This is a genomic window from Mesorhizobium sp. UC74_2, assembly GCF_042701485.1.
GTDB lineage: Bacteria > Pseudomonadota > Alphaproteobacteria > Rhizobiales > Rhizobiaceae > Mesorhizobium.
This window is the reverse complement of record NZ_CP170562.1, coordinates 920,541-933,785: the sequence shown is the minus strand read 5'-3', so window position 1 is coordinate 933,785 and position 13,245 is coordinate 920,541. Positions and strand designations below refer to the sequence as shown.

Sequence of the window (13,245 nt, the reverse complement as noted above, 5' to 3'; positions counted from 1 at the left end):
CGGCCCGTCTCATCGAACGTTACAGGCTGCATCATGATGTGCTCGGCCGCGCACAATCCCGCCCCTCCTTCGCCTGAAACTGGCCCTACGTGACGATTCCATGACTGTTTTGCGACAGCGAGGTGTTGTGGCGAGAGATCTCCGGGGCGGTCACTCCGCCAACATCGATCTTCCCAGCGGGACGGATCGGTTCGGGCTCCTGATGGGAGCGTTTCTGGTTGTCGGCGTCGTGACCGTGGCGGCGGCCTTCGTCGCCGTCGAGGCGCCGGATCTTCGGCCCTTGCTTCTGCAGGAAGACGGTATCGTCGAAATGGCCACCGCGGTCTTCTTCGCATTGGCGGCGTTCGGTGCCGCCGCTTCCCTGACAATGTGGGGGATGCAGCTCCCGCTGCTGCTGGCGGGACTGGTCGGCTTCGCCGAGCTGATGGACGAAACCAGTTTCGGTTCGCGCCTGCTCGGCTTCCAGCCGCCACCGCTTTATGGTGGCGGGCAGCTGGATGGCTTCCACGACCTGCTCGTCGTCGTCTTTCGCCTGGCGCGTGATCTGAGCCCGCTTCTGTCCTGGCTCCTGGTGGGTTTGCTGCTTGCCAGCTCCATCGCAGTCGCGGGTTTTGTCGCGACGCAGCTGCTGAAGGGATTCCGAGGCGATCTGAAACATCTCTCGGGCCACACGCTGTTTTTCGCACATGTTGCCTGCATCGGATTGGCTCAAGTCATCGACATCTCGGCATCGTCCTCGCATGCCCTTTCGGCGATGGAGGAAGTCTTCGAGCTTGACGCGGCGATCCTGCTTGCTTTCTACGTGTTGCAGCAGGCCCGCGAGGCATCGACCATCAACCGGGCGCGTCTGTAGCCCATGAGCCTTCACAAGGTAATGCGGGAACCACAATGCATTCGAATGTCGCTCGTCTGATTGTTCTGGCCGTCAACGCCGGCCTGGCAGGTCTGCTCCCGCTCTCGACGGGAGCGGCCAACGCAGCCGAAAGCGTCGAGACCATCGTCCTGATCCGTCATGGCGAAAAGCCGCCGCAAGGGCTCGGCCAGCTCAACTGCCAGGGCCTCAACCGGTCCTTGCGGCTGCCCAGCGTGATCAAGGCCCGTTTCGGGGTTCCCGCCGCCATCTTTGCCCCCAATCCGGCAGACCAGAAGACAGACAAGGGCACAGCCTATGATTATGTCCGGCCGCTTGCCACGGTCGAGCCGATGGCCGTCAGCTTCGGGCTGCCTGTCAACGCCGGCATCGGCGTCGAGGACATTTCCAGGCTCAAGGACAGGCTGGAAGACAAGGCGTATGCAAATGCGCTTGTTGTCGTCGCCTGGGAGCATAAGCAACTGGTCAAGCTGGCGCGCAAGATGATGAAGGACCACGAAGGCGATCCCGACGCCGTGCCCAAATGGCAAGGCGATGATTTCGACGGCATCTATGTCGTGCGGCTCACCCGCAAGGACGGCGAAACCACCGCGACGTTCCAGACCGCGAAGCAAGGTCTGAACGGCCTGCCGGAGACCTGCCCCGACCGCTAGGTCGGATAGGTCGGGTCGGCTGCTTCCGGCAAAAACCCCGCACCGACGGTGAAACGGTTCACATCCGGCTTTCTGGCCTTGCTGTACACAAAGCATGCCCTGGCGGGGCGTGGACCGTGTTCATGCATGAAACACCGCCGGCTGGGGTCGGGATGGGATAGGTCACGGAGGCGGGCCATGGAACCAATGTTCTGGATAGCGGGAACCGTGATCCTTCTCATCCCGTTTGTCGGTACGCTGGCGATGCGGAACTGGCTGACCAGCTTGCTCGCTGTCGCCGTTCTGGCCTTTGTCATCTCATGTTTCTGGGTCTGGCAAGAGTACCGCTACGGCGGCAACGACGCCGCGCAGGCTCTCGCCCGCATCGTCACCGGCATCTGGCTTGCCGGCCTCACTGCCGGTTTTGCACTCAACATCGGCCTGCTCTGGCTGCAGCACCGCCGGCGAACAGCCCGCCTGATCCGCGCCCGCTAGAGACATCGATCGAACGGCTACGGCTGCGCGGCGATCCGTCAACCGATCACCAGGCCACCACCATCACCGTCGCAAGGCTCATGCCGACCACCAGGCAACTCGTGTAGATTGTCCAGTAGAGTTTGACGGACATTGTCATGTTCCCCTTATGAGAACGGTGAACGGCGAATGCAGACAGCCGTTCCAAGAAACTGCGTCCCGCCATGTCTTTCGAAGGCTCGTTTCAGGCGTCGGACAGCACTTCCTCCACCTCCGGCGTGACGGGAGCGTTGATCGGTTTGTAGGTGTTGGAGGTGAGGCCGCTGGAAGAGCGGATGAGGATGCCGTCATCGCGCAGCCGCTCGAATGTCGCCCGCGACAACCGCATCGCCTTGCCGTAGCCGTCCACGGCTTTCACCTTGTTCGTCCAGGGGAAGTGGGTGACCTTGTGCACGCGCTTGAGGAAGCGCTGTTCCTTCTCCGTCAATTCGATCATGAGCGTGTCTCCATCGCACCAGGGCGATTGACACCATCAGCGCGGCCAGGGCGCGCGCCAGAGCGTTTCCGCTTCAGCGGAAACGCGGAAACCTCTATCTCCGTGTTTCTACGCAATTCCGGGCGCAAAACCGCTACGCACTTTTCCTGGAATTGCTCTGGCGCAACGCGCTGCCCGCCGGATCGTCCGCCAGGATGCGATTGTTATGGGCAAAGCGCTGGAACGCCTGCCGGGCTTCCTTGCCGGTGCGTTGCCCCTTCAGTGCCTTGCGGCAGACCGCGATGGCGCCGGTATGATCAAGGTCCGGGATGCCTTGCCAGTGGATCAGGACTTCATAGGCGTCCCGTGCGGTCTGCACATCGCGCGGATCATCGATGCGGATGGGCACGGGACGGTCGAATTCCGGGTTCGCCATTTTGCATGTGCTCCTCAAGTGGGCTTTCATTCCACTATGAGAAACGGGCGAGAACTGGTTTGCCGTCGTCACAAATGAAGAACCGGCATCAGAGTTCGTGAGAAGGCAACCCTGAAAAATCGCGACAAGCGTCAGGCGCGGTCCAGTTCATAGACGGTATATCCATTCTCCTTGCCCTTTTCCCGGAAACCGAGGACCCGGAACCATTTGGCGATCTCGGGGCGATCGGACCAGCTGAACGAATCGATCGGCAGATTGCCGCAGAGCGCCTGGATGCGCCGGATATGCGCCTTGCAGAATCGGACGCTGCCACGCGCGAAAAAGCTCTCATGCGCAGCGAACGCCGTCTGCGCGGCATCGCCGGTTTCCCGCCAGGCGATGATCGCAACAGGGTTTCCGCTATCCAGCAACGTGTGGGCCCGCCCCTCCTTCAAACTCATCAGGAATTCGTCCTTGGCGTCTGCGATGTTGAGCCCGGCTGCGGTGTACTGGTCAGCCATGCGCAGGGAGAGATTGCGAAAGATCTCGGCAAGATCGGCAGGGGTCGCTGTTCGATAATCCATTGCTCACTCCTTCTGGGAGCGGCGACGCTACCCGCCAGGGTGCCGCCGGGCAACTCACAATTGGCCGCAGCAGGGATAGTCGGCGGATGCCGACAGATTGGTCCACCTGACCAGCTCAGGCGGATTTTTTCTCATACGGCTTCAGCGTCGTCGAGAAGATGCGCGTGAGCGCCGTTACCGCCTCCTGGCGCGGCAGGCGGCCTGTCGCGGCATCCTGGGCCAGGGCTTCAGCGGCTCCGAGCAGGCCTTTGTAAAGCGCGCCGGCCATTGCGGAATCGAGATCGATCAGCCTGCCGAAGGCCCGGCGGTAACGTTCGACATAGCCGTCACGCAGCGCCTGGCGGAAGGCTGCCGTCTCCTCCGTCGCGGCAAGAGCGGCAAAGGTGGCGCCCATTTCAGGCCCCATGTCGAGCACGCAGCCGACATAGGTCGAGGCGAATATCTGCGCCACCGCTTCGACGGAATCGCCACCGGCGTCGAGTACCCTGGCCTGTGCCGCGAGCTGCCGGTCATTGTACTCGTCGCACAGCGCGATCAGCAGGCCCGCGCGCGTGCCGAAGTGCTCGTAGGCGATCGGTTTGGAAACACCGGCCTGCTCAGCCAGATGGCCAAGCGTCAGCGCCTCGGTGCCTTCGTTACCGATGACGTGGCGCGCCGTCTCCAGCAATTGCTGGCGCCGGTCTGCCTTGGCAAGCCTTTTCGTCTGGTTCATTTCTGCACCGAATTCTTTTCGCGACCTGCTTGAACGGCATATCCGGCCACTTATGTTACCAACAGTAAGTTACGATAGGTAGCTTACTGTTGGTAATATAGGAGAGACACGATGTCTGTTGTAGCCCAGGAAATTCTCTTGAACAGCCGTCCCACCGGTGCCCCTACCCTCGATACGTTCCGTTCAGCCACGCGTCCCCTGCCTGCCACCGGCGATGGCCAGTTGCTTGTGCGGACACTGTGGATGTCAGTCGACCCCTATATGCGTGGCCGCATGCGCGATCAGCCGAGCTACATCGCACCTTTCCAGGTCGGCGAGGCACTCGAGGGGGCTGCCGTCGGCGTCGTCGAGGAATCACGGACCGAGGGCTTCGCCAAGGGTGATGTGGTGAGCCATTTCTCTGGCTGGCGTGACCATGCGCTGATCGACGCCCAGACTGCCACCAAAGTCGATCTCGCCGCCGCACCCGCAGAGGCCTGGCTCGGACCGCTCGGCGTTCCTGTTTCACCGCCTTTGTCGGCCTCGAACGCTTCGGCGCGCTCAAGGCAGGGGAAACCGTCTTCATCTCGGCCGCGGCCGGCGCGGTCGGCTCGATGGCAGTCCAGATCGCCAAGGCCAAGGGCGCTCGCGTCATCGCCTCCGCGGGCAGCGACGACAAGGTCGCCTGGGTTCGCCAACTCGGCGCCGATGAAGTCATCAACTACAAGACAACCCAGGATCTGACTGCCGCGCTGCGCAAGGCCGCCCCGGAGGGCATCGACGTCTATTTCGACAATGTCGGCGGCAGCCATCTGGACGCGGCCCTCGCGGCCGCCAAGGACTCCGCCCGCATCGTTATCTGCGGCATGATCGCGGGCTACAATGACGAGCAGCCCTCCGAGACCATGCACCACCTGTCCGCCATCATCATCAAGCGGCTGTCGGTGCGCGGCTTCATCGTGCTCGACCACTACGATCTCTATCCGGAATTCTCCGCCGCGATGATCGGCTGGCTGAAAGACGGCAAGGTTCAGTCGCGCGACACCGTCTATGACGGCCTCGACAATGCGCCGAAGGCATTCCTTGGCCTGTTCAGCGGCGACAACACGGGCAAGATGCTGGTCAAGCTCGCCGATCGATAGGGTCTGTCAGCCTGCCGTCCGGCCTCGTTGGCCGGGCGGCCCTCCAATCATTCATCGGCGATTTTTTCCGCTTCCATGTAGGAGCGCCATCTGCCCATCCGTCCTAGGGCCGACTTCGGAATTGGCCGAGGAAAAGATCCTGGAGACCATCATGAGAAAGATCATCGTCGCCACCTTCGTCAGCCTCGACGGCGTCATGCAGGCGCCGGGCGGCCCGCAGGAAGACCCGACTGGCGGCTTCAAATTCGGCGGCTGGGTCGCCTCGCATTTCGACGAGGAGTTGGGAGCGGCGCTGGGTGAAATCTTCGGCCGGCCCTATGATCTTTTGCTCGGCCGCAAGACCTACGACATCTTCGCCGCGCACTGGCCTTTCATGAAGGACGGCCCGGACCAGGCGATCGCCGACAGCTTCAACAGCATCACCAAATATGTCGCCTCGCGCTCGACGCCAAAGCTTGCCTGGCAGAGAAGCCAGTTGCTCGGTTCCGATGTCGTCGCGGCGCTGAGGAAACTCAAGGCCGAAGACGGCCCCGACCTTTTGGTGCAAGGCTCCGGCGATTTCCTGCAGACCTTGTGGAAGCATGGCCTGGTCGACGAGCTCAGCGTCCTGACCTTCCCGGTCCTGCTTGGCAAGGGCAAGAGACTGTTCGGCGACAGCGTCGCTCCATCCGGCCTCAAGCTGGTGAAGGCGAAGTCCTATCCGAGCGGCGTGATCGTGGCCAACTACGTGCCGGACGGCGACGTCAAGACGGGCGATTTTTCGCTGGGTGAGCCGTCCGAGGCCGAGCTGGAGCGCCGCAGAAACCTGGGTTGAAGTCGGACTGCCTTGCCTCCAGGCCGGCAATCCGCTCGGGCATCCTCCCAAAACGCAGCGTTTCCATTGGAAGCGCTGCGTTTGCGCGATGTACTAGGTCATCGTCAGGATCGCTTTCGGCTTGATTTCACGAGCCTCTCCGTGCCTGCTGACGGATGCGGGAGGAGCGTTCGCCGATCGATGGGAGATCGCGACAATGAGATGGCCAGGTCTGGCGCTTCTGGCGCTGGCACTCTTCGCATCCTCTGCCCTTGCGCAGCAGGCTGACCTCGACAGCCAGCTCGAACAGGAGAACATGCGTCTCCGCCTCGACCCCAACGATGTCGTTGCTCATCAAAGACGCGCTTCGATCTGGTTCAGCAAGGGTGACAACAAGAAGGCGATCACCGATCTCGACGAGGTGATCCGGCTGCTGCCGCAACACGCCCAGAGTTACAACAATCGTGCCACCGCCTATCTGCGCATGGATGAGCTCGACAAGGCGGTCGCGGACTACAGCCGTTCGATCGAACTTGGCTACGTCCGTGCCTACAGCGGTCGCGGAGCTGCCTATACGCGGATGAACAGATACGAACTTGCCTTCGCTGACCTCGACAAGGCGCTGCAGGCCAACCCCAACGATGCAGACGCGATCGGCAACCGCGCCATGGCCTTTGCGCGGCAAGGGCAATTCGGCCGCGCCTTCCCGGACTACGACAAGGCCATAAAGCTCGCCCCGAACAACCCTGTCTTCTATGAAGGAAGGGGCGACGCCTGGTTCCGGGTGAATCAGCCCGACAAGGCTGTAGCCGATCTCGGCAAGGCAGTGGCTCTCGACCCGGCAAACATCCAGGCCCTTTTCACCCGCGGCAAGGCCTACGCACAGCTCAACCGCCAGGATGAAGCCATCGCCGATTTCAACCAGGCTATCGAACGGATCGGCGGCCAGCGGGTGAAGGGTCACGCGATCATCTATGTCGCGCGAGGCAACGCCTACGCTTTTTCCGGTCACTCCGAGGCCGCGATCGCCGACTTCGACAAGGCGATCGAGATCGATCCGAGTATCGCCATGGCCTTCGGCGGTCGCGGCGCCATCTATGCGGCGCTCAAGCAGTTCGACCGCGCTCTGGCCGACATGGACAAAGCGATCTTCCTCGATCCCGGCGATGCCGACATCTACAATTCCCGCGGAACGGTGCTGTTTCTGCTTGGGCAGTCCGACAAGGCGATCGCCGACCTGGACAAAGCCATCGACCTCAATCCGAAACAGTTCAAGGCCCACGTCAACCGCGGCGCGATATACGCCACGAAGGGACGTCTCGCCGAAGCGATCGCCGACTACAACGAGGCGGAGAAGCTGCGGTCCACGGATCCCGAGGTCTTCTATCGTCGCGGTGTGGCCTACAAGCAGAAGGGCGAGACTGCCAAAGCGAGGGCGGACCTGAAGAAGGCGCTGCACCTGATGCCGCACTTCAGCGAGGCAAAACAGGAGCTGGAGGGGTTGAAAAGCGGCAACAAGAAGTAAGGCTCCTCCCGGCCTGTCATACCGTCTCGGCACAAGGACGACGGTGTTCGCAAGATAGCAGACCTGCCTACTTCCGCGTCGGGCCGAACGGCGCGATGCGCGGGTTGGAAAACGGACCCTGCACCGCCCCGTTGCCGGTGTCAGCGGTCGGGCGTTCCCTGATGGCGGTTTCGTGGACCTGCACGGCATAGAGCCCCTTTTGCGGATCGAGCACGACCACGCCGAACCCCTTGTCCATCTCGGCGGCAGGCACGCCGAGCAGTTCGGCGGCCCGATCGAGACCGGGCTCGCCTTCGGGACAGGCAATGGTCATGAGCACCATGTCACGGGACATTCCGTCTTCATCTCTCGTCTGCCGGCCGATCTTCGCCCGAAGAGCCTGCAATTATGCCTTGCAGACCATTGGGTTCGCGGATCACGCACCGGCGCCGGCCTACAGCCCGAAATGCTCGGCCACCGACAACGGATCGATGATCCCTGCACCGTAATCGTTGTTCCATCCGGACTTCGGCCAGGGCTGCTTCCGCGCCTCTGCCTTTATACGGTCAAATAGGTCGCGCGGCGAGACTTTGCCACGCGACAGGCCGCTGCGGATCGCCGCGACGCAGCCCGCCGCGACCGGGCTCGCCGTCGACGTGCCGGTATCCGGCGAGCCTTCGCCGAAGGCCTGCGAACCCAGGAAATGGCTGTAGCTCGTGAGATCGGGTTTTTCGCGCGCCATGCCGGGAATGGCCGGCCCCTGGCTGGAATAGCCGAGGCGCGTGCCATCGATGTCGCAGGCGGCAAGGGTGAGCACGTCGGGATGCGCGTTGGCACCGCTGATCGAGTGGCGCGTCACGCCCTGGCAGCGGCCGCTCGGGCAATCGGCGCCGCAGTTGCCCGCGGCGAACAGCACGTCGGCACCTGCCCGCGCGATCGTGCCGACCATGATGTTGAACGGGTGGTTCGGATTGTCGGCGTAGCGGCCGGGATGGCCGGGCGGGAAATCCCAGCTCGGATGATACATGCCCCAGCTGTTGTTGATGACCAGCGCCTTGTATTTCCAGTCCGGACCGGTGAACTGCTGGTGCAGGTAGGAGAAGGCCAGCAGCGCATCGCTCAGGAAACCGGCCATGACGCTGCCGCCCGGCGTCTCCGACTGCAGGATCGGGAAATCGAGCAGGCTGCAGGCAGGTGCCGCGATCAGCGCGTCATAGGCACACATCGTGCCGTGGTCGACCGCATAGTCGCCGGGCGTGTTCCTGATGTTGGACGGTGCCCAGGAGATCTTCCTGTCGAGCTTCGGCGCCAGTCCCTGCGCCTTCAGGTGCCTGATGTTGATGCCGGTGTCCATGATGGCGAGCGCGACATCCTTGCCCTGCAGCCCCTTGTCCTTGAGCTTGTCGAGCCTGAGCAGCCGGGCGACGTCTTCACGCGTGCCGACGGCATCCACGCCGCAATAAGGGTCCTTGAACATGCCGATCTGCGGGTCGGCGAAGATCTGTACGCCGCGGCCGGAGCTGCGCACATCGTCGATGCGGTTGGCCTCGATCGTGCCGCGCACGGCAAAGACCGGCGCCTTCTCGATATGCGAGGCCGCCAGCCGCACCTTGCCCGGCGTGCGCGCCGCGATCGGCAGCGGTGGAAAGCCGGGATCGACCAGCAACCCGCCCTTCCCGTCGGGGCAGCGATCGGGTCGTAGCGTTCCCTTGAGAAAGCTAGCTGGCTGCTCTCCCGCACGAACGCCTTGGCCGGAATGGTGACGATGACGGACACGCGCATGACATGGGCCTCCTCGTTGTACCGACCCTAACACAGGCCAATGGGGCGTGGAGTAAACTTGGGCTCACATGCTGACACATGCCTGCCGTCGAGGCGTGGTGCGACACCTCCTGCAACGGCACCAAAGGCCGGCGTTTTGTGGCCATCCGGCAAACAAGCGGATCGGCGCGGCAAAACGGCAACGGTATCGTGCATTTTCGGGGTTACATCGGCGAAAACTCTCCCCTATAAGGCCCGCCTAGCCTGATACAAGAATCCATCCTGCGCACCCTGGCCGGGCCTCTGCGACGCATCGTCATGCGAAACGGAGAATCCCCCGCCCCGGGTCTTCCGCGCAGGCTAGAATGAACGGACCGAACCCATGCCAAGACGCACCGACATCAAGTCCATCCTGATCATCGGTGCCGGCCCCATCGTCATCGGCCAGGCCTGCGAGTTCGACTACTCCGGCACCCAGGCGTGCAAGGCGCTCAGGCAGGAAGGCTACCGCGTCATCCTGGTCAACTCCAACCCGGCCACGATCATGACCGATCCGGAGCTGGCGGACGCCACCTACATCGAGCCGATCACGCCGGAAGTGGTGGCCAAGATCATCGCCAAGGAGCGGCCGGACGCGCTGCTGCCGACCATGGGCGGCCAGACCGCGCTGAACACGGCCCTTTCGCTGCGCCGCATGGGCGTGCTCGAGCGCTACAATGTCGAAATGATCGGCGCGGATGCGCATGCCATCGACAAGGCCGAGGATCGTTCGCTGTTTCGCGAGGCCATGGCCAAGATCGGCCTGGAGACGCCGCGTTCGATGCTGGCCAATGCGTCGGCCGTCAAGGACGAGGATCGCAAGAAGCATGAGGCCGAGCGCGCCGCGCTGAAGGCCTCGGGTGCCGACAATCTCGACGCCGCGCTCGATGCGCTCGAAACCCAGTGGAACCTCGGCGAAGGCGACCGCAAGCAGCGCTACATCAACCACGCCATGGCGATCGCCGCCCAGGCACTCGACCATGTCGGCCTGCCGGCCATCATCCGTCCGTCCTTCACCATGGGCGGCACCGGCGGCGGCATTGCCTACAACCGCACCGAGTTCTTCGAGATCGTCGGCTCCGGCCTCGACGCCTCCCCGACCACCGAAGTGCTGATCGAGGAATCGGTGCTTGGCTGGAAGGAATACGAGATGGAAGTCGTGCGCGACCGCGCCGACAACTGCATCATCGTCTGCTCGATCGAGAACATCGACCCGATGGGCGTGCACACCGGTGACTCCATCACCGTCGCCCCGGCGCTGACCTTGACCGACAAGGAATACCAGATCATGCGCAACGCCTCGATCGCGGTGCTGCGCGAGATCGGCGTCGAAACCGGCGGCTCCAACGTGCAGTTCGCCGTCAACCCGGCCGATGGCCGCCTCGTCGTCATCGAGATGAACCCGCGCGTCTCGCGCTCCTCGGCGCTCGCCTCCAAGGCGACCGGCTTCCCGATCGCCAAGATCGCCGCCAAGCTGGCCGTCGGCTATACGCTGGACGAGCTGGAGAACGACATCACCGGCGGCGCCACTCCGGCTTCGTTCGAGCCGTCGATCGACTATGTCGTCACCAAGATCCCGCGCTTCGCCTTCGAGAAATTCCCCGGCGCCTCGCCGGTGCTGACCACCGCCATGAAATCGGTCGGCGAAGTGATGGCCATCGGCCGCACCTTCCAGGAATCGCTGCAGAAGGCGCTGCGCGGCCTGGAAACCGGCCTCACCGGCCTCGACGAGATCGAGATCCCCGGCCTCGGCGGCAATGGCGGCGCCGACGACAAGAACGCCATCCGTGCGGCGCTCGGCACGCCGACGCCGGACCGGCTGCGCATGGTGGCGCAGGCAATCCGCATGGGCACCTCGCTGGAGGAAGTGCACGCCATCTCCAAGATCGACCCGTGGTTTCTCGAGCAGATCGGCGCCATCATCGCCATGGAAGCGCGCGTGCGCGAGCATGGCCTGCCGCAGGACGCCGCCAACCTGCGCATGCTGAAGTCGATGGGCTTCTCCGACGCCCGCCTGGCATCGCTGACGGGCCAGGACAGCGATGCGGTCGCCAAGCGCCGCACGGCGCTCGGCGTGCATCCGGTCTACAAGCGCATCGACACCTGTGCCGCCGAATTCGCCTCGCCGACGGCCTATATGTATTCGACCTACGAGACGCCTTTCGCAGGCAGCCTCGCCGACGAGGCCAAGGTTTCGTCGGCCAGGAAGGTCGTCATCCTCGGCGGCGGCCCCAACCGCATCGGCCAGGGCATCGAGTTCGACTATTGCTGCGTGCACGCCGCCTATGCGCTGCGCGAGGCAGGTTATGAATCGATCATGATCAACTGCAACCCGGAGACGGTCTCGACCGACTACGACACCTCCGACCGCCTCTATTTCGAACCGCTGACCGCCGAAGACGTGCTGGAGATCCTGCGCGCCGAACAGGCAGCCGGTACCTTGCACGGCGTCATCGTGCAGTTCGGCGGCCAGACCCCGCTGAAGCTCGCGGACGCGCTGGAACGCGCCGGCATCCCGATCCTCGGCACCTCGCCCGACGCCATCGACCTTGCCGAGGACCGCGACCGCTTCCAGAAGCTCTTGCACAAGCTCGACCTGAAGCAGCCGAAGAACGGCATCGCCTATTCGGTCGAGCAGGCCCGCACCGTCGCCGGCGAGCTCGGTTTTCCGCTGGTCGTGCGCCCGTCCTATGTGCTCGGCGGCCGCGCCATGCAGATCATCCACGACGAAGGCATGCTGCAGACCTACCTGCTCGACACGGTGCCGGGTCTCGTGCCCGAGGACATCAAGCAGAAATACCCCAACGACAAGACCGGCCAGATCAACACGCTGCTCGGCAAGAACCCGCTTCTGTTCGACACCTATCTGTCGGGCGCGATCGAGGTCGACGTCGACTGTCTGTGCGACGGCAAGGCAACCTTCGTCTCCGGCATCATGGAGCACATCGAGGAGGCCGGCATCCATTCGGGCGACTCGGCCTGCTCGCTGCCGGTCTATTCGCTGCCGACCGAACTGGTCGACGAGCTGGAGCGGCAGACGTCGGCGCTGGCCAGGGCGCTCAATGTCGGCGGCCTGATGAACGTGCAATACGCCATCAAGGATGGCGTCATCTACGTGCTGGAAGTCAACCCGCGCGCCTCGCGTACCGTGCCGTTCGTCGCCAAGACCGTCGGCAAGCCGATCGCCAAGATCGCGGCACGCATCATGTCCGGCGAAAACCTCGACGGCGCCTTTGCCCATTACGGCGACAAGCCGGACCCGCGCCGGCCCGGCCATGTCGCGGTCAAGGAAGCCGTGTTCCCCTTCTCCCGCTTCCCCGGCGTCGACATCCTGCTCGGGCCGGAAATGAAGTCGACCGGCGAGGTCATGGGCCTCGACCGCGACTTCGCCATGGCCTTCGCCAAGAGCCAGCTTGGCGCCGGCGTCGACCTGCCACGCTCGGGCACGCTGTTCATTTCGGTGCGCGACGAGGACAAGGCCGGCGCGCTGCCGGCGGTGAAGCGCCTGGCTGGCCAGGGCTTCAAGGTGCTGGCAACCTCCGGCACCGCACGCTACCTCAGGGAAAACGGCGTCGAGGCCGAGAAGATCAACAAGGTGCTGGAAGGCCGCCCGCACATCGAGGACGCCATCCGCAATCGTCAGGTGCAGATCGTCTTCAACACCACCGATGGCCAGAAGGCGGTCTCGGACTCCAAGTCGCTGCGCCGCGCCACGCTGATGCAGAAGGTGCCTTATTACACCACGCTGGCCGGCATGGGCGCGGTGGCCGAAGCGATCGCGGCACTACGCGCGGGCTCGCTGGAAGTCAGGCCGCTGCAGGAGTATTTTTGAGGACTTGAGAGGAGCGGTCGTTGGGGCGCTCG

General features: G+C 63.6%; 13 protein-coding genes and 1 pseudogene. 8 read left to right on the top strand and 6 right to left on the bottom strand.

What is annotated here, in order from left to right:
* Nucleotides 1-202 precede the first annotated feature (202 nt).
* From ACFJIU_RS04400 to ACFJIU_RS04390, 3 genes are all read left to right on the top strand, one after another.
* Nucleotides 203-853 carry a hypothetical protein gene (locus ACFJIU_RS04400; protein ID WP_379067879.1) on the top strand — a complete coding sequence of 217 codons (651 nt, stop codon included), beginning with the start codon at nt 203-205 and terminating at the stop codon, nt 851-853.
* A gap of 35 nt (nt 854-888) precedes the next feature.
* Nucleotides 889-1,524: a hypothetical protein gene (locus ACFJIU_RS04395; RefSeq protein ID WP_379067878.1), complete on the top strand. Its 636-nt coding sequence runs from the start codon at nt 889-891 to the stop codon at nt 1,522-1,524.
* Nucleotides 1,525-1,701: 177 nt separating this feature from the next.
* Nucleotides 1,702-1,998 carry a hypothetical protein gene (locus tag ACFJIU_RS04390; protein WP_379067875.1) on the top strand — a complete coding sequence of 99 codons (297 nt, stop codon included), beginning with the start codon at nt 1,702-1,704 and terminating at the stop codon, nt 1,996-1,998.
* Between the two features lie 223 nt (nt 1,999-2,221).
* On the opposite strand, the gene ACFJIU_RS04385 is transcribed toward ACFJIU_RS04390, so the two are convergent.
* From ACFJIU_RS04385 to ACFJIU_RS04370, 4 genes are all read right to left on the bottom strand, one after another.
* A complete protein-coding gene (locus ACFJIU_RS04385; protein WP_379067873.1) occupies nt 2,222-2,473 on the bottom strand; it encodes a hypothetical protein in 252 nt (83 codons plus the stop codon).
* A gap of 133 nt (nt 2,474-2,606) precedes the next feature.
* Nucleotides 2,607-2,888, bottom strand: coding sequence for a DUF982 domain-containing protein (locus tag ACFJIU_RS04380; protein WP_379067871.1), 282 nt, complete (start codon nt 2,886-2,888; stop codon nt 2,607-2,609).
* Between the two features lie 131 nt (nt 2,889-3,019).
* A complete protein-coding gene (locus ACFJIU_RS04375; protein WP_379067868.1) occupies nt 3,020-3,451 on the bottom strand; it encodes a hypothetical protein in 432 nt (143 codons plus the stop codon).
* Nucleotides 3,452-3,566: 115 nt separating this feature from the next.
* Nucleotides 3,567-4,163 carry a TetR/AcrR family transcriptional regulator gene (locus ACFJIU_RS04370; RefSeq protein WP_379067865.1) on the bottom strand — a complete coding sequence of 199 codons (597 nt, stop codon included), beginning with the start codon at nt 4,161-4,163 and terminating at the stop codon, nt 3,567-3,569.
* 111 nt (nt 4,164-4,274) lie between these two features.
* On the opposite strand from ACFJIU_RS04370, the pseudogene ACFJIU_RS04365 reads away from it, so the two are divergent.
* The 4 genes and pseudogenes from ACFJIU_RS04365 to ACFJIU_RS04350 all read left to right on the top strand — a co-directional run.
* Nucleotides 4,275-4,553: pseudogene (locus ACFJIU_RS04365) on the top strand (NADP-dependent oxidoreductase); the annotation flags it as partial.
* A gap of 203 nt (nt 4,554-4,756) precedes the next feature.
* On the top strand, nt 4,757-5,284 hold the full coding sequence (locus ACFJIU_RS04360) for a zinc-binding dehydrogenase (protein WP_379067862.1): 528 nt from the start codon (nt 4,757-4,759) through the stop codon (nt 5,282-5,284).
* Nucleotides 5,285-5,435: 151 nt separating this feature from the next.
* Entirely contained in the window at nt 5,436-6,098 is a 663-nt protein-coding gene (locus tag ACFJIU_RS04355) for a dihydrofolate reductase family protein (RefSeq protein WP_379067859.1), read from the top strand.
* 196 nt (nt 6,099-6,294) lie between these two features.
* The gene (locus tag ACFJIU_RS04350) at nt 6,295-7,602 is read left to right on the top strand and encodes a tetratricopeptide repeat protein (protein ID WP_379067856.1); all 1,308 of its coding nucleotides are present in this window, start codon (nt 6,295-6,297) and stop codon (nt 7,600-7,602) included.
* A 67-nt stretch (nt 7,603-7,669) separates the two neighbouring features.
* Here the strand turns inward: ACFJIU_RS04350 and ACFJIU_RS04345 are convergent, their stop codons facing one another.
* Together ACFJIU_RS04345 and ACFJIU_RS04340 are read right to left on the bottom strand one after the other, a co-directional pair.
* Nucleotides 7,670-7,936, bottom strand: coding sequence for a hypothetical protein (locus tag ACFJIU_RS04345; protein WP_379067854.1), 267 nt, complete (start codon nt 7,934-7,936; stop codon nt 7,670-7,672).
* A gap of 99 nt (nt 7,937-8,035) precedes the next feature.
* On the bottom strand, nt 8,036-9,247 hold the full coding sequence (locus ACFJIU_RS04340; protein WP_379067851.1) for a S8 family serine peptidase: 1,212 nt from the start codon (nt 9,245-9,247) through the stop codon (nt 8,036-8,038).
* A gap of 477 nt (nt 9,248-9,724) precedes the next feature.
* Between ACFJIU_RS04340 and carB the strand changes: the two genes are divergently transcribed.
* Nucleotides 9,725-13,213, top strand: coding sequence for a carbamoyl-phosphate synthase large subunit (gene carB / locus ACFJIU_RS04335; protein ID WP_379067848.1), 3,489 nt, complete (start codon nt 9,725-9,727; stop codon nt 13,211-13,213).
* Nucleotides 13,214-13,245: the final 32 nt, after the last annotated feature.